Origin of the sequence: Sporosarcina sp. ACRSM (assembly GCF_022346545.1) — a bacterium.
GTDB lineage: Bacteria > Bacillota > Bacilli > Bacillales_A > Planococcaceae > Sporosarcina.
Window position 1 is genome coordinate 77245 of the sequence record NZ_JAKRNU010000005.1, and the last position, 22676, is coordinate 99920.

Below are 22676 nucleotides of genomic sequence, written 5' to 3' on the forward strand. Positions count from 1 at the left end.
TACTTTCCTCACTTCGTTTCGTACCAGGACAATCCGAATGCCCAATCCACTTTCAGCGGTACATCCAATGCAATGGCGGATTCCATCACTTCTGGTACGATTTGTTTCAATTTTTCAATTTCATCTTCAGGCGCTTCAAAAATGAGCTCGTCATGCACTTGCAGGAGCATGCGTGTCTGTAAGCCTTCATCTTCCAGTCTTTTTGCCATGTCAATCATCGCTTTTTTGATAATATCAGCAGCGCTTCCCTGAATCGGCGTATTCATCGCTGTCCGTTCTGCGAATCCTCTCAAATTGAAGTTCGAACTTGTAATATCGGGCAAATACCGTCTCCGGTTCATCAATGTCGTGACATAGCCTTTCAGCTTCGCATCAGCCACAATTTCTTCCATATACGCCTTCACACCCGGGAAGCTGTTCAAATAAGAGTCAATAAACGTCGCAGCTTCCTTACGTGTAATACCTAAACTTTGTGAGAGCCCATAATCACTTATCCCGTAGACAATTCCGAAGTTGACCGCTTTTGCTGCCCGACGCATATCCGATGTAACGGAGTCTTGATCCACACCAAACACGTCCATTGCCGTCTTCGTATGGATATCCGCGCCAGCCCGGAATGCCTCGATCATTTTTTCATCCTTCGAAATATGCGCTAGCACACGGAGCTCGATTTGGGAATAATCCGCTGCAAATAAGTACCAGCCAGGTTCCGATGGGACGAATGCAGCTCGGATTTTCCTACCTTCCTCAAGCCTGACAGGGATGTTCTGTAAATTCGGATTGATAGAACTGAGACGGCCGGTCGTTGTCAGCGCTTGTTGGAAACGTGTATGGATTTTTCCATCCTCGTGAATTTCTTTGGACAATCCCTCGATATAAGTCGAATTCAACTTGCCGAGTTGGCGATAAGTTAAGATCAATCCGATGATTTCATGTTCGTTTTCCAGTTTTTCAAGAACATCGGCTGCCGTCGAATACCCCGTTTTCGTCTTTTTGATCGGTGTCAAACCGATTTTTTCGAACAGGATGACGCCGAGCTGTTTCGGCGAATTGATATTGAATTTTTCACCTGCCGCTTCATAGATGGCCGCTTCGAGTTCGGTTAACTTTGCGGAGAGATCGGAGCCGATTTCCTGCAACGTCTTCAAGTCCGTCTTAACGCCTGTGACTTCCATTTGGCACAAAATTTTTGCCAGTGGCAGTTCAAGTTCGTGATAGAGATCATAAAGATCATTCTCTTTTAGTTTCGTTTCAATAACATCTCGCAGATCCCAAATCACCCGCGCTTTCCGACTGGCATGCTCGGCAATTTTCTCTTCATCCGGCACTGATTTTTTTGCACCTTTTCCGTATACACTCTCATCGGACTGCACTTCTGTCATTCCGAAGTCCCTTGCAATGGAGGCAATATCCGGATAAGTCGATGATGGGTTGACGATATAGGAAGCGAGTAGAAGATCAAACTCAAAGCCTTCTGCAATGAGTCCCCGCTCTGCCAGGGAGGCGATTGCCGCTTTTGAATCGGACGTGTATTTCTTGTTGGCCGGATTCCCAAGCCATTCCTTGAAAATAGCCGATTCTTGAGCAACTGCTAACGTAACGAACAATGTACGTTTTTCATCCGCTAGGCTGATCCCCAAAATATCCGCGGTCAAATAGTTATCCTCGATCATCTCGATATGGATAGCCATCTCATCTGTGAGATCCGCTTCCGTTATTTCGACGAGGAATTGGATATCAATCGCCTCTTGCGGTTGCTCCACTTCTTGAGGCGCGATTTTTTCAAGCAAAGTTTTAAATTTCAACTCTTGGTAGATCGATGTCAGCTTGTCCATATCTGGCCCTGCATAGGAGAGATCATCGATTGAAATCGTCAGGGGCGCCTTCACTTCGATTGTCGCAAGCGCTTTACTCATATAGGCTTGTTCTTCATTGTTCGTCAAATTCTCTTTCAATTTTTTTGCCGTGATATTGTCGATGGACTGGTAGACGCTTTCAACCGATCCATACTCTTTCAACAACTTCAATGCAGTCTTTTCCCCGACACCAGGCACACCCGGTATATTATCGGATGTATCGCCCATCAAGCCTTTCATATCAATAATTTGTTGTGGCTCGATACCGTATTTTTCCTTCACATGATCGGGTGTATATTTCTCGATATCCGTCATCCCTTTTCGGGTGATATACACCGTTGTCTTATCACTCGCCAGCTGTGTTAAATCTTTATCCCCCGAAATGACGATCACTTCGGAATCATCCGCATCACCCGTTTTACTCAGTGTGCCGATAATATCGTCCGCTTCGTACTGATCCAGTTCATACTGAGGGATATTAAATGCTTCGAGCAGCTTGCGTAAATAAGGGAATTGCTCCGATAATTCAGGCGGTGTTTTTTGACGTCCCCCTTTGTATTCTCCATACGTTTTGTGCCTGAAGGTAGTTTTTCCCGCATCCCAAGCTACGAGCATATGCGTCGGTTTTTCATCCGCTAAAATATTTTGCAGCATCATCGTAAATCCGTAAACGGCGTTCGTATGGATGCCGCTGTCATTCGTCAATAAGGGCAAGGCGAAAAAGGCCCGATATGCCAAACTGTTTCCGTCCAGCAATACAATTTTCTTTTTTGTCATGAAGTGTCCACTCCTATTCGTCTCTTCAACTATACCGGAGACTTTACTTTCATGCCGCTTCCTGAAAGCAAAGGCGTCATCTTCCTTCATCTTACCACGTCTGCGGCTATAATTGAAAATGCCTGCATGGCTAGCAGAAGGCTAGTCATGCAGGCATTTTCGTTATTCCAAATAACCAGTCAACACTTTCGCATACGGCGAATCCGCAGGGAGAATGATCATCGTGTCATCCCCGATCGTTTTCGTATAAGACTGCAGTGTGCGGTATAAGTTGTAAAACTGGGGATCTTTCGAGAAAGCATCGTTATAAATTTTAGCGGCTTCAGCTTCCCCTTCAGCGTGGATGACAGCCGCTTCTTTTTTCGCAAGTGCAAGCATTTCCTGTACTTCACGGTCGGTTTCAGCTTCAATTCGTTTCTTATCCGCATCCCCTTCGGATAAATACTTTTGTGCCGTCGATTCGCGTTCAGAAATCATTCGCGTGTAAATTGATTGTTCATTTTCCTCCGGCAAGTCGATGCGTTTCATCCGGACATCCACCACTTCGATGCCGTAATTCCCTTCAGTGAGAAATTCATTCACTCGCTCTGTTACACGATCATTTAAACTGCCTCGGGAAGAATTTTCATCATTGACGATATCTACATAATCCAACTGACCGAGTTCTGTGCGGACCACCGAGTAAATGAACTCTTCCATTCTTGCTTCCGCGTTTACGATATTGCGGGCATTGGCGATCATTTTAGCGGGATCTGTTATTTTCCAGACCGCATAATTATCGATAATGATCCGTTTCTTATCTTTTGTATTGATCTCTTCTTCGGAAACGTTGTACGTCATCTGATTTTTCGGCAAAGTCGTGACGCTTTGGATGAACGGTATTTTCATATTGATGCCCGGCTCTTTGACGATCCGTTTAATCTCTCCAAATTGACGGACGACCCGATACTCGTCTTCTTTAACAATAAATAAGTTTGCGATTAAGATGATGGCGATTGCAAAAATAGCTGTTAAAATGACGGTCAGTTTCGCATATTTTTTGAACTCTAGCGGTTTTTTCGGACGATTAGGCGTGCCGGCTGTTTTCGGTTCTTTACTCCCTTTTTGTTTCGCACGTTGTTTTTCGATAAATTTCTCTTCCATACTTTTGAATGGGTTATTGTCGTTCGCCATTAGTTCCCGCCTCCTTCTTTACTATTTTCTGCAGGGGGAGGGGTTTGGTTTTCCAGTTGTTGCAATGGCAAGTACTTCACGGTTTCCCCGTCATCGTTCATAATATAGATTTTCGCTTTCGGCAATACTTGCTCAAGCGTTTCAATGACCAGTCGTTGTCGCGTAATTTCTTTATTCTTCATGTATTCAGCATGCAAGTTGTTAAAGAGAGCAACATCTCCGCGCGCCTGTTCGATCCGGGCTGTTTTTTGCCCTGCTGCCCGAGATTTGATAGCGTCACGCTCCCCTTCCGCTTCGCTCATCTTCTGATTTTTATATTTCGCAGCTTCGTTGGTTTTGGTTTCTTTCGTTTCACGTGCGTCTGTTACCGCAGTGAAAGCTGCACGCACTTCAGCATTCGGCAATTCGACATCTTGCAATTTCACACCTTGGATAGCAATCCCGATATCATATTTGTCGACGAGTGATGCAAGCAATTCGCGTGTCTGTGCTTCAATTTCCGCTTTTCCATCCGTCAAGGCCGAATCAATTTTCGAACTTCCAATGACTGAGCGAATGGATGCAGAAGTGGCATCTGTCAGAATTTCTTGTGGATCCCGGGCGTTGAATAAATATTTTTGTGGTTCGGTAATTTTCCACTGTACAACGAGATCCGTGAGGACAATATATTCATCTCCCGTAATCATTTTTGTTTCCTTATCGAATGAAACCAATTCTCCCCCAGGATCCTGCTTGTAGCCAAATTGTAAACTATAGGTTTCTTTAGAAAGTATCTCCACATGCTGGATCGGCCATGGTAATTTAAAATGTAATCCTGAATCCGTGACTGTCGTATCTGCCGTACCAAATGTAATGACAACAGCCTGTTCGGACTCATCGACTGTGTACCACGTCGTCAAGGCGATGACGACTAGCAACAAGCCGGCAATTATCATGCCGATCAGTACTGAAATTCGGCGTGTACTCATAAAATAGCCCCTCCTCTTTATGTATCTTCTTGATTATACGGTTGAATTTCATGAAAGTTTCATAGCAATGAATAAAATCCAAAGGAAAAACGATCCAAAGCGCTGGATCGTTTACGTTTGCTGTGAAAATGGAAGGCGGATGGTAAAGGTCGTACCAACTCCGATGGTACTTTTCACTTCGACCGTCCCCCCATGTGCTTCAATCAAATGCTTCACAATGGCTAATCCTAAACCTGTCCCTCCGGAATCGCGGCTTCTGGCACGATCGACCCGATAAAACCTTTCGAACAACCGAGGCAATTCCGCTTGCTCGATGCCGATCCCTTGGTCCTGCACTTCAATCACAGCCTGCTCAGCAGTCTTCTTAGCCGTGATTGTCACTTTTGTCCCTTCTTTTGAATAAGTGATCGCATTGGATAAAAGATTAACCATCACTTGGATGAGGCGATCCGTATCCGCTTCGATGATCAGATAATCCGGAATATTCACCATCAGCTCCATGTTCTTATGTTCCAACTTGCCAGAGACGATCTTTAAGGCATTTTCTATTGTTTCTTTTACATTGACCCGAACAAACTCGAGGGAAAACCCTTCCCTTTCGATTCCAGATAGTTCCAATAAGTCTGCAATGAGAAGATGGAGCCGATCACTTTCTTTTTGTATAATGACAAGAAACTCTTGTAAAATAGCCGGTTCATGCATCGCTCCATCCAGCAATGTTTCGGTAAAACCTTTGATGGACGTTACCGGTGTGCGCAATTCATGTGAAACATTGGCAACAAAATCTTTGCGCACTTCTTCAAGACGGACGAGCTCAGTTATATCATGCATAACAACCACGATTCCAAGCCAATTGCCATGGTGGCCGATAACCGGGGCACCATAAACACCCATGTAAGAAAGTTGCCCGCCAACTTCAATGCGAACCTGTTTTTCAATGACCTGCTCCGTCATGAAGACATCCTCGATCAGATTTTCAATATTTGTTGGCAAGCCAATCGATTTATATGTTTTGCCGTCTAGTTCTTCCTTTGAATAGCCAAATGTTTTCTCGAAAACACCGTTTACCAAATTGACAGTTCCTTCTCGACCGAACATCAATAAGCCGCTTCCCATACTTTCAACCAATGTTTTCAAACGCTCTTTTTCCATCACTCTTAACGTTGACATTTCTTGAAGATTGCTAGCAATCCTATTCAGCGCTGTGGCTAATTCGGTGTCATACTCATGCTTTTCCGTTTGTACTCTTACCAAATAATTGCCCTTTGCAATCTGCATGGCGATATTCGTCACTTTATCAACTGGATGTGCATATTGCTGCATCATTTTAGATGCCACAATCATCGATAAGAAGAAAGCGATAATGAGCGTCACAAGAAGAAATATCCAGTATTTTCTTTGAATTTCCAAATCAACCGTATCTGCAAACAATGAAAAAAACTGGCCAAGGACAATACCGAGACCAGTTAGTAGAACCGAAACCAACACGGAACAAGCAATGACAAGACGGAAATAGAGGCCTTTCATCACATTTTCTGCTCCTCAAATTTATATCCGATTCCTCTCACTGTCTTGATAAAAAGAGGTTTCTTTGTATTCTCTTCAATTTTCTCACGCAAATGACTGACGTGTACATCCACGATTCGCGTATCGCCCGCAAAGTCATAATTCCAAACTGCGCTCAGCAACTGATCCCGCGAAAGGACACGATTTTTATTTTGCATAAAATACACGAGCAGTTCAAATTCTTTAGGTGTAAACTCAAGTTCCTCTTTGTTTAAATAAGCAATATATTGTTCCGGATGGACGGTCAATGGTCCGGATTGCAAAAGTCCATTTTCCTCTTCCCGATCAATTCGATCACCGGTCCGCCTTAACACCGCTTTAACCCGGGCAACCACTTCCCTCGGACTGAATGGTTTCGTCATATAGTCATCCGCGCCAATCTCAAGTCCGAGTACCTTATCCAACTCGTCCCCTTTTGCGGTTAACATGATGATTGGTGTTTCAATGCCACGTTGTCTCAACGTTCTACATACGTCAATTCCATCCATTTTAGGAAGCATCAGATCAAGCAGAATCAGGTCTGGCTGTTCTGATTCCGTTTTATGTACAGCTTCTTCGCCATCCGCCGCAGAAATGGTTTCATACCGTTCCTGTTTCAAGTTGTATTCAAGCAATGTACGAATTGGCTGTTCATCATCCACAATCAATATTTTCTTAGTTGTCATATTCATCACGTGTCAACACTCCCTAGTCAAAAATACCTTGACGTAATTACGCCCCCGCTGCTCTGGACTTATATTCATTCTAAAGCAAGTTAAAAGTTTTCCATCGTTTGTGAAGTAAGCAATTCATTCACCTTAGGAGGAATGACGGTCACCTGGCCGGTAATGACAATTTCCTCTTCTTCGTTCGTCGCTAGAACTGAAATATCAATACTATTTTCCGTTTGATCCACACGAACGATTTCAAATAGAAAATCAATCGTCGAATAATGATAAACCGCTTTAGGGAATGTAAGTTGCTGAGCAACAATATGCGAACCTGGCCCTGGTAAATACTTTGAAACGGCAGATGTAATAATACCTGTAAGCATAATCACGGGTACAACCGGCTTTTCATAAGCTGTTTGCAAAGCATAATCATGTTGGATATAGAGCGGATTACTATCATTTGTCAAGCCAAGGTATAATAACAGGTCTTTATCTTCAATTTTTTCTGTCAGCTTCAACTTTTCCCCGACAGAAATATCTCCAACTTTTCTTCCAAGGCGCCTTTTTTTCCCTAATATCAACTTATTTCCCCCTTCGAATATAAGATAATTCAAGTTTATCAATTAATCGAAAAAAAATCGAGTAGCGAACGCTACCCGATTCATTCATATATGATTAGACAAGAACTTCCATAACAGCTTTGACAGAGTTAGCCGACTTTGCAAGGGCAGCTTTTTCTTCCTCTGTCAATTCGAGTTCAATCACTTTCTCGATGCCACCTGCTCCGAGAACAGTCGGGACACCAAGGTAAATGCCTTCCAAGCCGTATTCCCCTTCAAGGTAAGCAATGGAAGGAAGAACCCGCTTCTGATCTTTTAGAATGGCTTCAGCCATCTCTACGAGAGATGCTGCTGGAGCATAATAAGCAGAACCGTTCCCAAGGAGGTTCACGATCTCCGCTCCACCTTTACGTGTGCGGTCTACAATTTCTTCAAGTCTCTCAGGTGAGATTAACTTTTCCAACGGAATTCCACCGGCATAGGAATAGCGTACGAGTGGAACCATGTCGTCTCCATGTCCGCCTAGAACGAAACCTGTAACGTCTTTCACGGACAAGTTCAATTCTTGCGCAACAAATGTACGGAAACGAGCTGTATCCAAAACGCCTGATTGACCGATTACACGCTCTTTCGGCAATCCCGATTCTTTGTATACCGTGTATGTCATAGCATCTACTGGATTTGTCAATACGATGATGGTCGTATTTGGAGAATGTTTTACGATTTCACTTGTAACAGCTTTCATGACTTTTTGATTCGTTTGTACAAGGTCGTCACGGCTCATGCCCGGTTTACGTGCAATACCGGCCGTAATGATGACGATATCAGAGTCTTTTGTCTCTGCATAGTCTGAAGTACCGATAATATTGGCATCGAACCCTTGGACAGGTCCGGCTTCAAGCATATCTAACGCTTTTCCTTTTGTCGGGTTTTCCATTTGCGGAATATCAACAAGGACTACATCACAAAGTTCTTTTTGTGCTAGAAGGAATGCAGTTGTTGCACCTGTGAAACCGGAACCGATGACGGACACTTTTTTACGTTTCATTGTCATGCGAAAACTCTCCTTTTTTTCAAATGTACGGAGGGGGACTGGTCCCCCTCCGTTCTCATTTTTACTATTTATCCAAGATATTCAGAATCCCTTATTGGAATTATAGGTTTTTAATCAGTTCATCTGCAAATTCAGATGTCTTCACTTCAGTAGCGCCATCCATCAAGCGAGCGAAGTCATATGTGACCACTTTTGAAGCAATCGTTTTTTCGATTGAAGCAGTGATCATTTTCGCAGCTTCGTTCCAGCCAAGGTGTTCAAGCATTAGAACGCCTGAAAGAAGTACTGAAGATGGGTTCACTTTATCAAGACCCGCATATTTCGGTGCTGTACCATGTGTTGCTTCAAAAATCGCATGACCTGAATCATAGTTGATGTTCGCACCAGGAGCGATACCGATTCCGCCCACTTGTGCTGCAAGTGCGTCAGAAATATAGTCTCCGTTCAAGTTCATCGTTGCAACAACGTCGAATTCTTTCGGACGTGTCAAGATTTGTTGTAGGAAGATGTCCGCAATCGCATCTTTTACGATGATTTTGCCAGCTGCTTCAGCATCTGCTTGTGCTTTGTTTGCAGCTTCTGTTCCTTCAGCTTCTTTGATCGCGTCGTATTGGTTCCAAGTGAACACTTTATCACCGAATTCTTGTTCTGCCACTTCATAGCCCCAGTTTTTAAATGAACCTTCTGTGAACTTCATGATGTTCCCTTTATGAACAAGTGTTAATGACTTACGACCTTCTTTGATGATGTAGTTAAGTGCACCGCGTACTAGACGTTTCGTTCCTTCTTCTGAAACTGGTTTGATCCCGATACCAGAAGTTTCTGGGAAACGAATCTTGTCCACGCCCATTTCATCTTGTAGGAAAGTAATTAGTTTTTTCGCTTCGTCAGTACCTTTTTGATACTCGATACCTGCGTAAATATCTTCTGTGTTTTCACGGAAAATAACCATATCACAGTCTTCCGGACGTTTAACAGGAGAAGGTACGCCTTCAAAATAACGAACCGGACGAAGACAAGTATAGAGATCCAATTCTTGGCGTAGCGCTACGTTCAATGAACGGAAACCGCCTCCGATTGGCGTTGTTAGAGGGCCTTTGATCGCGATTAGGTATTCTTCAATCACGTCAAGCGTTTCTTGTGGAAGCCATTCGCCTGTTTCATTGAATGCTTTCTCACCCGCAAGGACTTCTTTCCAAATAAGTTTTTTCTGTCCAGCGTATGCTTTCTCAACAGCCGCTTCAAGTACGCGCGATGCAGCGTTCCAAATGTCAGGACCTGTCCCATCTCCGATAATGAAAGGGATTGTTGCGTGATCAGGAACATTCAAAACACCATTTGTTACTGTAATTTTACCACCGTTAGTCATAATTCATTTCCTCCTAATTTCAAGATGCTAGGGCTGGCACTTGTTGAGGCCGCTCCATTTCTATTTTTATCGATCGCCGATTGCTACGTACTTTTGCATGCCCGGTCCATTATAATCCGCACGCGGACGAATTAAGCGGTTGTTTGCATATTGTTCAAGGATATGTGCAATCCAACCGGATACGCGGGACACTGCAAAAATTGGTGTGAATAAATCGTGATCGATTCCAAGTGAATGGTACACGGAAGCCGAATAAAAATCAACATTCGGCGGCAAATTCTTTTCGCCTGTAACGATTTCTTCAATTTTTAAAGACATATTGTAATACTGCTCTTCTCCGCGAAGTGCTGTCAATTTTTTGGACATTTCACGCAGATGTTTTGCACGAGGATCGCCTTTGCGATAGACGCGGTGACCGAACCCCATGATTTTTTCTTTGTTGTCAAGTTTTTCGCGAATATACGTTTCCACATTTTCTTCTGATCCGATTTCTGTTAGCATTTTCATAACTTGCTCATTCGCACCGCCATGCAATGGGCCTTTCAATGCGCCGATCGCAGCCGTAACGCCAGAGTACATATCGGAAAGTGTTGCCACACATACACGAGCTGTAAAGGTAGAAGCATTCAACTCATGGTCTGCGTGTAGGACAAGCGCCTTATCGAACGCTTCGATGGCAATCGCTTCCGGCTCTTTGCCAGATAACATGTACAAGAAGTTTTCAGCGTAGCCATAGTCCGATTTTGGAGCGATTGGCTCAAGCCCTTTACGGATACGTGCAAACGCAGTAACAATTGTAGCGATTTGCGCTTGTAGTTTAATCGCTTTTGCGTAATTTGCTTCATCGGACATATCTTCCGCTTTGTCATCGTATAATCCGAGTAGAGAAATAGCCGTGCGAAGCGCAGCCATTGGGTGAACTTCCCCAATTGGGTATGTTGTAAAATGGTTCAGGACTTCCTGAGGAACAGACATATTGTTTGCAAGCTGTTGTTTCAATTCGTTGAGCTCTGCCGTTTTTGGTAGGCGTTGATGCCATAGAAGATAGATAACTTCTTCAAAACTCGCGTTTTCTGCTAGATCGTCAATGTCATAGCCGACGTATGTAAGTGTGTCATCAATAATTGAACTGATGGCGGACTGTGTCGCTACAACTCCCTCCAACCCTTTTGTTGTGGTCATATAAATCGCTCCTTCTGTTCAATGTAGCTATTCTGTTCTTTGGAAAGAAAAAAATAGCTACTCTTTAATAATGATACTAAAGCAAAACAACTAAAAACGCTTACAAATAGTATTATAAGCAATTTTGTCACCTTTGTGAATGGAAACGCTTGTTTTTGTTTTCAGTACTATAAAAAAAGAGGTGGAAAATGACTGTTTTCAACAGTAAACATCAGGGTTTGCAACGACTGATTATAAAATGGCTTCCTGCTATTTTAATATTGGCCGTCTTATTTTTCGTGCCCCCGGTTGCTATTGCGGTCATTGTCGCCTACTTCACCGCTCCGATTTTACAGGCGATCCGATCTATCGTGAAATTGCCACTGACGCTTGCGACACTTATCGTCATGTGCCTGATCTTTTTACTAGTCGGTGCTTTTACTTTTATGGCTTTACACGGATTACTCGATACGCTTCCTGCCGTTGAACGACAAATTTCTCCTTTTACAGGAAACACTGATATCATCGCTAAAACCTTTACTTTTTTGGAAAATAATATCGTTCAATACGGACATGCGTTGTTGGAATATACGGTCACAAAAATCAGCGCTTTTTTTCAACAAATGTTTAGCTTATTCATCTTCCTTGTCGCCTATTTCTTTGCATTAAGGGAATCGGGTAAAAACCGTTTCTGGTTTCTTATCTATTTTCCAAAGGTGATCCGGACATCCACAAAGGATATGATTACCAAGAGCAGTATGTTGATTGGCACATTCTTATCTGTGGAGTTCAGATTGTTTTTACTAACATTTTTAGTTCTGACAGTCGGTTTTTTCTTTCTGCGATTTGAGTCACCAATAGGCACCGCTTTTCTTATCTCACTGGCAGACAGTCTTCCGCTTCTCGGGATAGGTATCTTTCTATTACCAATGTCTGCATTTTTCCTTTATACCGGAAACAAACTCATCGGAATTTCATTGATTTTTCTTTATTTTTTCACTATGACAACCCGGCAAATGGCGGAATCGTATATGTGGGCCTCCACATTCCAAGTGAAACCGATACATGCATTTTATATCACGGTATGTTCGTTCTACCTGTTCGGAATACCCGGTATCCTTCTGACGCCATTTCTACTGTTTGCCGCAATAAAAGTGAGAAGGCATTCGATGTTCACATCATCATAATTCGACCATTTTTCATTTTTTTATAAATCCATCTGTGGATGAAGGGGCGGATCAGATTTCTGGGTCCTTTGAAGAGCAATAGCAATCCGCAAATATCTGTCAAAAAGCCAGGCATCAGCAATAAGATTCCACCAAAGAAAATGCATACGCCGTCGATGAGTGCATTACCGGGCGTTTCCATCGCAGCCAGTCGATACTGAAACTCTTTCCATACTTTCATCCCTTGTTTCTTGGCAAAATATGCGCCTCCTACTCCAGTGAGCAAAATAATAGCGATGGTCGGAAAAAGACCAAGCACTTTTCCTGAATAGATCAGCAACGCAAGCTCAGTCGTAGGGATTGCAATAAACGCAAGGATAAGCCATTTCATACGTAACAACCTCCTAAACAAGGCTGCTCCGATCTAGCCGGAAGCAGCCTTGTTTAATATTTAAATCAATTAAAGTACGCTGGCATGACCGTTATAGACAACACCAGACTCAGCATCGATCGTTATATCATTACCATGAAGAATATTCTTTGTCGCATTTTCAACTCCGACAATGACCGGAATACCGAGACTTAGACCAACGACGGCTCCATGGCTCGTCAGTCCGCCTTCTTCTGTAATCAGTCCTGCACATTTTTCTATGGCTGGCATCATGTCCTTGTCCGATGCAGTCGTCACGAGGATCGCCCCTTCCGTATCATAAGAAAGTGCTTCCTTTGCATTGTTAGCTATAACTGCACGACCAAATGCAACTGATTTTCCAATACCTTGTCCTCTTGCCAATAAGTCACCGATCACATGGATTTTCATCAAGTTCGTCGTCCCTGCTTCGCCAACCGGAACACCTGCTGTAATAATGACAACATCTCCATGACTGACATATTGATGTTTGACACTTTCTTCAACAGATTCCTGCAAGATTTCATCGATGGACGCCACTTTTCTACCGACAATCGGATAGATGCCCCAAACAAGCGAAAGTTTTCTTGAACAGGCGTCGGAAGATGTGACCGCAATAACCGGACAACCAGGACGATATTTTGCAATCATTTTCGCTGTATGACCGCTTTCCGTAGGCGCTAGCACAGCCTTCACCTTTAAATTGATAGCCGTGTAAGCAGCCGCTTGTCCAATCGCTTCTGTCATATTGCCATGCTTTTCACGGCGGCGTGTGGAGACGACAGAACGATAGTCGATGGACGCTTCAGTTGTCTTGGCAATTCGATCCATCGTTTGAACAGATTCAATTGGATAGAGACCTGCCGCCGTTTCACCGGAAAGCATGATCGCATCCGAACCATCCAAGATAGCATTCGCCACGTCACTTGCTTCCGCACGTGTCGGGCGCGGGTTGCGTTGCATCGAATCTAGCATTTGAGTAGCTGTAATAACCGGTTTCCCGGCCTGATTGCATTTTTCGATCAGTTTTTTCTGGACGAGCGGCACTTCTTCAGCTGGAATTTCAACGCCTAAATCCCCTCTTGCAACCATCAATCCATCCGCAATCGTCAAGATTTCGTCGATATTATCGACACCTTCCTGATTTTCGATCTTTGGAATGATTTGGAGGTGAGCGCCATTATTGTTCTCTAACAGCGTTCGGATTTCCATCACATCCGACGGTCGTCTAACAAATGACGCGGCGATAAAATCGACTCCCTGTTCTATTCCGAACAGAATATCAGATGCGTCTTTTTCCGTCATGCCTGGAAGTTGTACAGAAACGCCAGGTACATTTACGCCTTTCTTATTTTTCAATGTTCCAGAATTGACGACGACGGTATGTATAAGCCCATTCTCTTTATCTAGATCCGTTACTTCCAATTGAATAAGACCGTCATCCAACAATATAACTGAGCCTGCATGAACATCGTCAATCAGCTTGTCATACGAAACCGAAAAGACGTCGCTGTCACCGAGGACTTCCTGCATGGAGATTTTAATAGATTGACCCGCGACTAGGTCAACTTGTCCATCTTTCATCGAATGTGTACGGATTTCAGGACCTTTTGTATCCAACAGGATACCGACCACTTTCCCCTTTTTTTCCGCCACATTTCTGATTGTCTCAATCCGTTTTTTATGCTCGTCATGGTCGCCATGAGAGAAGTTCAACCGGGCAACATTCATGCCAGCATCGATCAGTTTTTCCAAAACTTCTGGAGACTCACTTGCAGGGCCTATTGTACAAACGATTTTTGTTTTTCTCATTCATTCTCGCCTCTTCCCAATTTGCTTAACAACCGTATCAAGTTAGATTGACAATTCCTTGGATAATTTGTACATATCCATATCCAATTCATCAGATTGTTCGAAGACATCTTTCAAGTTATATTCTATCACGTCATAATTTTTCATGCCAATCGCTACGCCGCTTTTCCCGTCTTTCAGCACCTCTACCGCTTTTGCCCCATATTGGCTGGCAATGACCCGATCACGTGCCGAAGGGGATCCACCCCGCTGGATATGGCCTAAGACGGAGATGCGCGTTTCGATTCCTGCTTCCTTATGAATGATTTCAGCAAGTTCTGCTGCAGTCATGACGCCTTCTGCCACAATGATAATACTATGTTTTTTACCACGGTCTGTACCGCTGACGAGCCTGTCGATAATTGTCGGAATTTCAATTTTCTCCTCTGGAATCAAAATCGTTTCCGCTCCCCCTGCAAGCCCTGCCCAGAGCGCCAAATCACCGGCATCCCGGCCCATCACTTCAATGATGAATGTCCGCTCATGGGAAGTTGCCGTATCTCGAATTTTATCGATCGCATCGATGACTGTATTCAAAGCTGTATCAAAGCCGATCGTAAACTCGGTGCCGTTAATGTCATTATCAATTGTTGCAGGGACACAAACACATGGACAGCCCAATTTCGTCAATTCGAGTGCTCCCCTAAAAGAACCATCTCCGCCAATGACAACCAAGCCATCGATTCCATTATTCTTCAATTGTTGCATAGCCTTTTTCTGTCCTTCGGGCGTACGGAATTCCGCACTTCTGGCAGAACGCAGCATCGTACCGCCACGTTGAATGATATCCCCTACCGAACCGAGTTCCAATCGCTCGATTTTCCCTTCGATCAATCCTTGATAGCCATTGTATACACCCGCAACTTCCAGACCTTCATAAATTGCTTTTCTTACAACTGCACGCACCGCAGCATTCATGCCGGGCGCATCACCGCCACTTGTCAAAACTGCTATCTTTTTCATCTTCAACACTCCCGCTTTCAAAGTCAGTATCTCCGAATGTTAGAAGTAATGATCCATCGTGTTTTCCTTATTCGGAAAACACACCGATTCGACGGAATTTTTCATAACGGTCTTCTACCAACGCATCGCCATCCAATGTCCCTAATGTTTCTAGTGAATTACGGATCGCTTGTCCGATATATGTCGCTTGTGTAGCCGGATCACGATGTGCACCACCGAGAATTTCCGGAATGATCTCATCAATCATTCCCATTTCTTTTAGATGCGGCGCTGTAATTCTCATCGCTTCTGCGGCTTGCTTCGCTAAGCTTGCATCCTTCCATAGAATGGAAGCGGCTCCTTCAGGCGAAATGACCGAATAAGTGGAGTGTTCCAGCATATGAATATGATTTGCAACCCCTAATGCGAGAGCGCCACCGCTTCCACCTTCTCCAATGACGATCGAGATGACTGGAACCCGAAGATTCGCCATTTCAACGAGATTCCGTGCAATAGCCTCACTTTGGCCCCGTTCTTCTGCTGCTTTGCCGGGATAAGCCCCCTTCGTGTCAATAAAGCAAATGATGGGGCGTCCAAATTTTTCTGCTTGTTTCATCAGGCGCAATGCTTTGCGATACCCTTCCGGATGAGGCATACCAAAATTTCGTTTCACATTCTCTTTTGTATCTTTTCCGCGCTGATGACCGATGATTGTAACCGGTTTGGCGTCAAACGACCCGATTCCACCGACGATTGCCGCATCATCTCCATACGCCCGGTCTCCATGCAACTGAATGAAATCTTCGAATAATGCTTGGATATAGTCCAATGTTGTCGGACGCTCCTGGTGCCTGGCGACTTGTACCCGATCCCACGGTTCCATATTGCCATAAATTTCTTCTTCTAAGTTCTTCAGCCGTTTCTTCAACGTGTTGATTTCATCGGATAAATCGACCGAATTCGTTTTCGTAAACTCTTCCAGTTCCTGAATTTTTTCGCGCAACTTAACGATTGGCACTTCAAATCCCATTGTTTTACTCATCTTATTTCGCCTCCTTTTGGTGCAGACGTATAATTTTAGCCAATGTTTCCTTCATCTCTTCACGATGGACGACCGCATCCAGCTGACCGTGTTCGAGGAGGAATTCTGCAGTTTGAAAATCATCAGGCAGTTTCTCTCTAACAGTCTGCTCGATTACGCGTCTCCCCGCGAAACCGATCAATGCTTTAGGTTCGGCTAAATTGATATCTCCGACCGATGCAAAACTTGCAGATACGCCTCCTGTTGTCGGATACGTCATGATCGATATATATAAGTTTCCTGTTTCGGCATGACGATTGAGGGCGACACTCGTCTTTGCCATTTGCATCAGCGACAATACGCCTTCCTGCATCCGGGCACCACCACTTGCGGAGAATATGAGAATTGGAATATTCAATGCGGTCGCTTTTTCAATTGCGCGTGTTATTTTTTCGCCGACGACGGATCCCATTGACCCCATCCGGAAATGAGAATCCATAATGGCGACGGCCACTTCCATTCCGTCGATTTTCCCGGTTCCTGTAAGCACAGCCTCGTTTAACCCTGTCCGCTCAGCATCCGCTTCCACCTTCTCCGTATAGGCAGGAAATTGGAGCGGGTTTTCTGTTTTCAAATGGTTATCAATCGATTGGAATGTGTCTTCGTCAAACAAACAGTCCACTCGCTCCGCTGCGGTCATTTTGAAATGATACCCACATTTTGGACAAACTTTTTTCGTCTTGAGTAAATCTTTCGTGACAATTACATCTTTACATTGCGGACATTTGGTCATAATTCCTTCCGGGACGTCATTTTTTGCGTCGACGGACGGAACCGTTGCACGTTTCTTTTTGTTTTTAGTAAATATATCGCGGATCATACGCTTCTTTCCCTTCTTTCACCTTCTACTAGCCCAATCCATTTCGAATAAGCTGCCATCGTTTCCTTTTCGTCGCCTTTAAGTAAATGTTCAAGAAGACATTTGACAACATCATTCTCAGCCGCTGTTGTCATTTCTTGATAAGGGACCCTGCTATACTGTTTTAATAAAAACCAGATCTTGAGTGACAGGCGATTCCCCGTTGCAACGATCATCTCACGGATAAGATCTTCCCGAATGATTCCCCCATCCGTTTCAATTTTTGCGAGTAAACTTGTCCAAACTGGTAAATCGCGTAAGGCACTATCATAACAGACCGTTGAAATGGCTGCTTTTTCATGAATCCTTCTCGTTTCTTGTACATCGAGGTAAGATTCCGGTTGTTGCATGATGAAAGCGGCAAGCACTTCAACAAGCTGGTGTTTCTTTAAATCAGCAAGAAATGTCCCTTCTCCACGGCGGGTCTCAATCAGTCCTAATAGCTCCAAACTGCGCAGCGCTTCACGGACCGTTGATCGTCCTGCTTGGAGACGTTCAGCCAATTCCCGCTCGGACGGCAGTTTCCCTCCCGTTTTAATGCCTTCCACTTTAATGATGTTTTTGAGTTCACCGACAATATCGAGGAACATTTTTGATGACGGTTTTGGATTTTGCATGCATGAACCCCTCTAATGATCATCATTATCAGAAGTGGTCTGACCACTCTTGTCACTAGCATACAGAAAAGCGGCTTGTACGTAAAGTCATAGTTGAAAATCTTATCATATAGCCGCAACTCTCACAATTTTCCGATCTGTTGAACAAGTATTTGAGGCTGACCCCTGCGATGTTCAACTGTCCCTTCTACCTGAAGCATCCCCATTTCAACGAGGGCATTATTCGAAGGGGCATATTGTTTTGGAAATAGCGTACAAGAAATTTGTCCCGTTTCATCCTGTAACGTAAGAAACGCCATCGCTTCTCCTTTTTTCGTACGGATCCGTTTTATATCCACGAGGAGACCAATCAGTCTTACCGGTGTCCGATCCCGCAGCGTTGCAACCGAAACGATTGAATTACACCGTCCGCCATCCATTTTTTTCGCTTCTAGAGCGGGGTGTTCCGAAAGATAAAATCCAAGAACTTCCCTTTCATATTCCAACATCATCATTCGCGACATGGAAGTCCCCGGAGAATACTTGGGGCTGGCCAAAGTTTGGAACATATCGCCAAACATATCTGTGTCATCATCCGGTCGAACGAATTGCGCATGTGCAATGGCCGCTTCGATAGAGGCAAGCAGGACATCCCGTGTTTCCCCGAACAAATCGAGTGCTCCTGCCTTGATGAGTGGTCGGATCGATTTTTCCGTAAAAGCCCCACTTCCCAGTGATACAGCCAAATCGAACATCGATTTCCAATGGCCGTCGGATTTCCTCGCCTGTTTGAGTGCCTCGTAAAAGGTTGGCGTCACGCCCTTAATGATCCCGAGACCGATCCGGATCGCTCCATTTTCAACCGTATACATATATTTGCTCTGTCTGATGGATGGAGGTAAGAGCTTGACTCCCTTCGCGTCCATTTCCCGCAATAATTCCATTGTCTTCTCACTATTGCCTGTCAGCGAGGACAACAATGCAGCATAAAAATAGGCGGGTTCATTCGCCTTTAAAAAAGCGAGGCGATAAGAGATCAGTGAATAGGCGACCGCATGGCTTTTTGGAAATCCATAATCTGCGAATTTCACGATGAGGTCATAAATTGCAATCGCCGATTCTTGAGGAAAACCGTTTTCTACAGCACTTTGCGTAAAGTGAATCCGTTCTTTCTGGAGCACTTCTTTGTTTTTCTTGCTGACAGCTCGCCTTAACAAATCCGCTTCCGCCATCGTAAAACCTGCGACCCGGACCGCAATTTCCATAATCTGTTCTTGGTAGACAATGACGCCGTAGGTTTCTGCCAACACCGTTTCCAATAACGGATGGATATATGTAATTTTCTCGTTATCGTTTTTTCTACGGCTATAAAGTGGGATATGATCCATCGGGCCCGGACGATACAATGCATTGATCGCAAAGAGATCTTCGAACTGAGTGGGTCGGATCAACTGCAATGCGTTACGCATCCCTTCCGATTCAAACTGAAAGATGCCAGTCGTGTCCCCGGCCCTGAACAGCTCAAATGTCTTGGCATCATCAAGCGGAATCGATTCAAAATCAATTCTTTCCCCTCTATCATAGGCAATCATCGCTCTGATGCGATCCAATAATGTCAAGTTCCGCAAACCTAGAAAATCCATTTTCAAAAGCCCTTGCTCTTCAACATCTCCCATTGGCCACTGCGTCAAATAAATGCCGTCCCCGCCACTTTGCAAGGGCACCACATCAACAAGCGGAATCGGTGAAAGGATCACCCCCGCGGCATGCGTCGATGCATTTCGCGGCAACCCTTCCAGTGCCATCGCAGCGTTCAGCCACTTCGTACGCAATGGTTCCATAGCGACCCAGTCACGTAACGGCTTGGATAAGGAAACGGCTTCTTTTAATGTGATGCCATGTCGATTTGGGATTTCTTTCGACAAAAAGGCCATTTCCTCATTCGAAAAATCAAATACGCGGGCCACGTTCCGAGCAACAGAACGCGCCGATAAAGTGCCAAATGTGATGATTTGAGCCACTTTCGCTTTTCCGTATTTCCGGGCGACGTATTCAATGACCTCTCCGCGACGATTATCCGCAAAATCGATATCGATATCCGGCAATGTGATGCGGCCCGGATTGAGAAATCGTTCAAAGATCAAACCGTATTTTATCGGGTCGACGTCTGTGATGCCAAGTGCAAATGCAACGAGTGATCCAGCTGACGAACCTCGTCCAGGTCCTGTCAGGATCTGTTGCTCTTTGGCATAGCGCATAAAGTCTTCAACAATGAGAAAATAATCGGCAAAGCCCATCTTGCTAATAATGTCTAACTCATGGGCCAACCGTTCCCGATATGCTTCATCCGCTTCAGGAACACGCTTGTGCAATCCTGACAAACTGTTTCTCTCCAGTAATGCACTTGATGTCTCCCCTTCGTTCACCGGATAGATCGGCATCATGGAATCGGCAGGCGGCAATGACGCCGTACAAGCTAACAACATGGCGGTCATATTTTCCAGCCATTCGGGCCGATCTGCGTACCATTCCAACAGCTCGCTTTCCTCCGGTAAATAGGCTGCGCGATCGTTGTTTTTAGGCCTTGCCGGATCATTCAGCTTATAGCCGGTTCGGATCGCTTGAGCGACTTCATAGACGAAAGCCTCGTCAGGATCGACATAACGCGATTCATGAACAGCGACGATCGGCAAGCCGCTCCCTTCTGAAAAAGCTTGAATTTCCGCTTCTTTCTCATGTTTCATACCACCCGCACGGCTGATTCCAACCATAACTGTCGCTTGTTCACAAGCCTTCAAGATCGCTCTTACCGATTCATCCTCCACCGACTTCCAGGTGGCGTCCGTCAACGGGCAGACGATGATGCAGCCCGCACTGTACGCTTTCACCCATTGGACCGGCAACGTCTCCGCATCCCGAATAGCCGCTGCACTACTCATTTTCAATAAATTGCGATAGCCCTCATCATCTTTTGCATACACATACAAAAGAGGTGTCGCTTCCTCTCCGATGTCCAAATGGACGGATAAGCCGAAAACGGGGCGGATACCGTATTTTGTCATCACTTTGTAAAAGGAACGGATGCCATGCAACTTTGAGTTAACGATTGCAACAGAGACAGCCCCTCTCCTTTGAAGAAGTGGGGCCAGTCGATCAAGTTTTATAATGCCGCGTAGCAGATCTGCTCCTGTCACGATTTGCGGATAGACAAGTGTCAATGCAATCCCTCCGCTCCATTTTTCACTTGCATAATTGTTTCAGTTTTTCAATGACTCTATCTGCTTCTTCCCATGTATAAACGGATGCGCCGGCAGCAAGTGGATGGCCGCCGCCACCGTGCTCAGCCGCCAATTTATTGATAATAGGACCTTTTGAACGTAATCGCACACGAATTTGATCCGCTTCTTCGATGAAAATGATCCAGGCGCAAATCCCTTTCACATCCCCTAACGCACCGACGAGCTGTGATGTATCCGAAGGCGTCACGCCAAATTGTTCAAGTATCGATTTGTCGATTTTGACGAATGCAGCGCCATTTTCATCCATCGTGAAATTTTGATAAATATAGCCTTTCAAATGAAGCAATTCACGTTTTACTTCATACATACCTGCAAAGAGTTCCGGTCGGTTGAAATCATATTTGATCAAATCGCTGGCGATTTCAAATGTTTTGCAGGTTGTGCTCGGAAATATGAAACGACCCGTGTCGCCGACAATACCCGCGAACAGCAGTCTCGCAGCCTCATCCGTCATTTTCCAACCGTAGGAGTCCTTTCCTTCTTCATACAATGTATAGATCATTTCCGAAGTGGAACTTGCAGAGGTGTTTACCCATTTCACATCACCATACGGATCTTCATCGGGGTGGTGATCGATTTTCATCAGCAGATTGCCGGCAGTTGTACAGCTTTTGTCAATGCGGCCGGTGTTCGCCGTATCCGTTACAATGACGAGTGCCCCTTCATAGAAAGCACAATCGACTTGATCTTGGTCACCTAAGTATGTAAGCGTTTCTTCGTGGGTTCCAGTAGCGAACACTTGCTTCTCCGGATAATTGGCTCGGATCAGTTCCTTTAACCCTAACTGCGAGCCATAGGCATCCGGATCCGGCCGCACATGTCGATGAATAATGATTTTGTCATACTTCTCAATTGTGTCGATGATTTGTCTTTTCATTTTCAATTCCTCCGCGTTTTCATATATTCCGGTTTCAATCCGTTTCGAAAGTCGCTACAATATAAGAAGTTCTGTTTATGAAGTTCTATTTATATTGGAGGGCTTTTAGTTGGGCGATACGATTCATTTCATTGTTGTTTTCTTAATTATCGCTTCGGCGGTTTTCTATTTTTATTTTAAGACACGGCAATTCAGAACACGGCTCGTTTTTCCAATCCGGAAAAAAATGTACGCGAGCATGGCCGGTGCTTCTCTTGGTGGTTTGCTGTTCTTTTTCGGGATCAATCAACTGATCTTATTTGACGGGACCATCACCTATGTCGTTGCTGCTATTTTCATTGCTTTAGGTGCTTACGTCGGTACGTTCAATTACCGGGCATTTAAACATTATAAACGCTTCGTCGATGAGGAGACCGAGCTGAATGAAAACTGATGCATATGAATGCATCAGTTTTTCTTTCC

General features: G+C 44.5%; 19 protein-coding genes. 2 read left to right on the plus strand and 17 right to left on the minus strand.

Going from position 1 to position 22676, the window contains the following annotated elements; all coding sequences use genetic code 11:
• Nucleotides 1-8 precede the first annotated feature (8 nt).
• The 9 genes from polA to citZ all read right to left on the minus strand — a co-directional run bounded on the left by polA (nucleotide 9) and on the right by citZ (nucleotide 11155).
• The gene (polA, locus tag MHZ95_RS09375; RefSeq protein WP_239390362.1) at nucleotides 9-2633 is read right to left on the minus strand and encodes a DNA polymerase I; all 2625 of its coding nucleotides are present in this window, start codon (nucleotides 2631-2633) and stop codon (nucleotides 9-11) included.
• A gap of 162 nt (nucleotides 2634-2795) precedes the next feature.
• Nucleotides 2796-3806 (minus strand): protease modulator HflC, encoded by a 1011-nt coding sequence (gene hflC, locus MHZ95_RS09380; protein WP_239390363.1) that lies wholly within the window; start codon nucleotides 3804-3806, stop codon nucleotides 2796-2798.
• Nucleotides 3806-4774, minus strand: coding sequence for an FtsH protease activity modulator HflK (hflK, locus tag MHZ95_RS09385; protein WP_239390364.1), 969 nt, complete (start codon nucleotides 4772-4774; stop codon nucleotides 3806-3808). The genes hflC and hflK overlap by 1 nt, the downstream gene beginning before the upstream one ends.
• Before the next feature lie 111 nt (nucleotides 4775-4885).
• Entirely contained in the window at nucleotides 4886-6301 is a 1416-nt protein-coding gene (pnpS, locus tag MHZ95_RS09390; protein ID WP_239390579.1) for a two-component system histidine kinase PnpS, read from the minus strand.
• A complete protein-coding gene (locus MHZ95_RS09395; RefSeq protein WP_370642984.1) occupies nucleotides 6301-7011 on the minus strand; it encodes a response regulator transcription factor in 711 nt (236 codons plus the stop codon). Before MHZ95_RS09395 ends, pnpS begins: the two co-directional genes overlap by 1 nt.
• An 83-nt stretch (nucleotides 7012-7094) precedes the next feature.
• Nucleotides 7095-7571 carry a MaoC/PaaZ C-terminal domain-containing protein gene (locus tag MHZ95_RS09400; protein ID WP_239390365.1) on the minus strand — a complete coding sequence of 159 codons (477 nt, stop codon included), beginning with the start codon at nucleotides 7569-7571 and terminating at the stop codon, nucleotides 7095-7097.
• Nucleotides 7572-7665: 94 nt separating this feature from the next.
• A complete protein-coding gene (gene mdh / locus MHZ95_RS09405; protein ID WP_239390366.1) occupies nucleotides 7666-8604 on the minus strand; it encodes a malate dehydrogenase in 939 nt (312 codons plus the stop codon).
• Between the two features lie 100 nt (nucleotides 8605-8704).
• Complete coding sequence (gene icd, locus MHZ95_RS09410) at nucleotides 8705-9973, minus strand: NADP-dependent isocitrate dehydrogenase (protein WP_239390367.1); 1269 nt, start codon at nucleotides 9971-9973, stop codon at nucleotides 8705-8707.
• Between the two features lie 66 nt (nucleotides 9974-10039).
• Nucleotides 10040-11155, minus strand: a complete 1116-nt coding sequence (citZ, locus tag MHZ95_RS09415; protein ID WP_239390368.1) for a citrate synthase — start codon at nucleotides 11153-11155, stop codon at nucleotides 10040-10042.
• A 188-nt stretch (nucleotides 11156-11343) separates the two neighbouring features.
• Between citZ and MHZ95_RS09420 the strand changes: the two genes are divergently transcribed.
• Nucleotides 11344-12321 (plus strand): AI-2E family transporter, encoded by a 978-nt coding sequence (locus tag MHZ95_RS09420; RefSeq protein WP_239390369.1) that lies wholly within the window; start codon nucleotides 11344-11346, stop codon nucleotides 12319-12321.
• On the opposite strand, the gene MHZ95_RS09425 is transcribed toward MHZ95_RS09420, so the two are convergent.
• From MHZ95_RS09425 to MHZ95_RS09460, 8 genes are all read right to left on the minus strand, one after another.
• Complete coding sequence (locus MHZ95_RS09425; RefSeq protein WP_239390370.1) at nucleotides 12308-12691, minus strand: FxsA family protein; 384 nt, start codon at nucleotides 12689-12691, stop codon at nucleotides 12308-12310. The genes MHZ95_RS09420 and MHZ95_RS09425 overlap by 14 nt on opposite strands.
• Before the next feature lie 69 nt (nucleotides 12692-12760).
• Nucleotides 12761-14521 carry a pyruvate kinase gene (gene pyk, locus MHZ95_RS09430; RefSeq protein ID WP_239390371.1) on the minus strand — a complete coding sequence of 587 codons (1761 nt, stop codon included), beginning with the start codon at nucleotides 14519-14521 and terminating at the stop codon, nucleotides 12761-12763.
• Between the two features lie 42 nt (nucleotides 14522-14563).
• Nucleotides 14564-15523: a 6-phosphofructokinase gene (pfkA, locus tag MHZ95_RS09435; RefSeq protein WP_239390372.1), complete on the minus strand. Its 960-nt coding sequence runs from the start codon at nucleotides 15521-15523 to the stop codon at nucleotides 14564-14566.
• 67 nt (nucleotides 15524-15590) lie between these two features.
• Nucleotides 15591-16544 (minus strand): acetyl-CoA carboxylase carboxyltransferase subunit alpha, encoded by a 954-nt coding sequence (locus MHZ95_RS09440; protein ID WP_239390373.1) that lies wholly within the window; start codon nucleotides 16542-16544, stop codon nucleotides 15591-15593.
• A gap of 1 nt (nucleotide 16545) precedes the next feature.
• Nucleotides 16546-17403, minus strand: coding sequence for an acetyl-CoA carboxylase, carboxyltransferase subunit beta (accD, locus tag MHZ95_RS09445; protein WP_239390374.1), 858 nt, complete (start codon nucleotides 17401-17403; stop codon nucleotides 16546-16548).
• A complete protein-coding gene (locus MHZ95_RS09450; protein WP_239390375.1) occupies nucleotides 17400-18059 on the minus strand; it encodes a FadR/GntR family transcriptional regulator in 660 nt (219 codons plus the stop codon). Before MHZ95_RS09450 ends, accD begins: the two co-directional genes overlap by 4 nt.
• 122 nt (nucleotides 18060-18181) lie before the next feature.
• A complete protein-coding gene (locus tag MHZ95_RS09455) occupies nucleotides 18182-21256 on the minus strand; it encodes a DNA polymerase III subunit alpha (RefSeq protein ID WP_239390376.1) in 3075 nt (1024 codons plus the stop codon).
• Nucleotides 21257-21278: 22 nt separating this feature from the next.
• Nucleotides 21279-22214 (minus strand): DHH family phosphoesterase, encoded by a 936-nt coding sequence (locus tag MHZ95_RS09460; RefSeq protein WP_239390377.1) that lies wholly within the window; start codon nucleotides 22212-22214, stop codon nucleotides 21279-21281.
• 109 nt (nucleotides 22215-22323) lie between these two features.
• Here MHZ95_RS09460 and MHZ95_RS09465 point away from each other — a divergent pair, with 109 nt between their 5' ends.
• Nucleotides 22324-22647: a YtpI family protein gene (locus MHZ95_RS09465; RefSeq protein ID WP_239390378.1), complete on the plus strand. Its 324-nt coding sequence runs from the start codon at nucleotides 22324-22326 to the stop codon at nucleotides 22645-22647.
• Nucleotides 22648-22676 lie beyond the last annotated feature (29 nt).

What these genes read in the sequence shown, in the direction of transcription:
- polA (WP_239390362.1), bottom strand. Translation starts at nt 2,633, where the DNA reads ATGACAAAAAAGAAAATTGTATTGCTGGACGGAAACAGTTTGGCATAT.
- hflC (WP_239390363.1), bottom strand. Translation starts at nt 3,806, where the DNA reads ATGGCGAACGACAATAACCCATTCAAAAGTATGGAAGAGAAATTTATC.
- hflK (WP_239390364.1), bottom strand. Translation starts at nt 4,774, where the DNA reads ATGAGTACACGCCGAATTTCAGTACTGATCGGCATGATAATTGCCGGC.
- pnpS (WP_239390579.1), bottom strand. Translation starts at nt 6,301, where the DNA reads ATGAAAGGCCTCTATTTCCGTCTTGTCATTGCTTGTTCCGTGTTGGTT.
- MHZ95_RS09395 (WP_370642984.1), bottom strand. Translation starts at nt 7,011, where the DNA reads ATGAATATGACAACTAAGAAAATATTGATTGTGGATGATGAACAGCCA.
- mdh (WP_239390366.1), bottom strand. Translation starts at nt 8,604, where the DNA reads ATGACAATGAAACGTAAAAAAGTGTCCGTCATCGGTTCCGGTTTCACA.
- icd (WP_239390367.1), bottom strand. Translation starts at nt 9,973, where the DNA reads ATGACTAACGGTGGTAAAATTACAGTAACAAATGGTGTTTTGAATGTT.
- citZ (WP_239390368.1), bottom strand. Translation starts at nt 11,155, where the DNA reads ATGACCACAACAAAAGGGTTGGAGGGAGTTGTAGCGACACAGTCCGCC.
- MHZ95_RS09420 (WP_239390369.1), top strand. Translation starts at nt 11,344, where the DNA reads ATGACTGTTTTCAACAGTAAACATCAGGGTTTGCAACGACTGATTATA.
- MHZ95_RS09425 (WP_239390370.1), bottom strand. Translation starts at nt 12,691, where the DNA reads ATGAAATGGCTTATCCTTGCGTTTATTGCAATCCCTACGACTGAGCTT.
- pyk (WP_239390371.1), bottom strand. Translation starts at nt 14,521, where the DNA reads ATGAGAAAAACAAAAATCGTTTGTACAATAGGCCCTGCAAGTGAGTCT.
- pfkA (WP_239390372.1), bottom strand. Translation starts at nt 15,523, where the DNA reads ATGAAAAAGATAGCAGTTTTGACAAGTGGCGGTGATGCGCCCGGCATG.
- MHZ95_RS09440 (WP_239390373.1), bottom strand. Translation starts at nt 16,544, where the DNA reads ATGAGTAAAACAATGGGATTTGAAGTGCCAATCGTTAAGTTGCGCGAA.
- accD (WP_239390374.1), bottom strand. Translation starts at nt 17,403, where the DNA reads ATGATCCGCGATATATTTACTAAAAACAAAAAGAAACGTGCAACGGTT.
- MHZ95_RS09450 (WP_239390375.1), bottom strand. Translation starts at nt 18,059, where the DNA reads ATGCAAAATCCAAAACCGTCATCAAAAATGTTCCTCGATATTGTCGGT.
- MHZ95_RS09460 (WP_239390377.1), bottom strand. Translation starts at nt 22,214, where the DNA reads ATGAAAAGACAAATCATCGACACAATTGAGAAGTATGACAAAATCATT.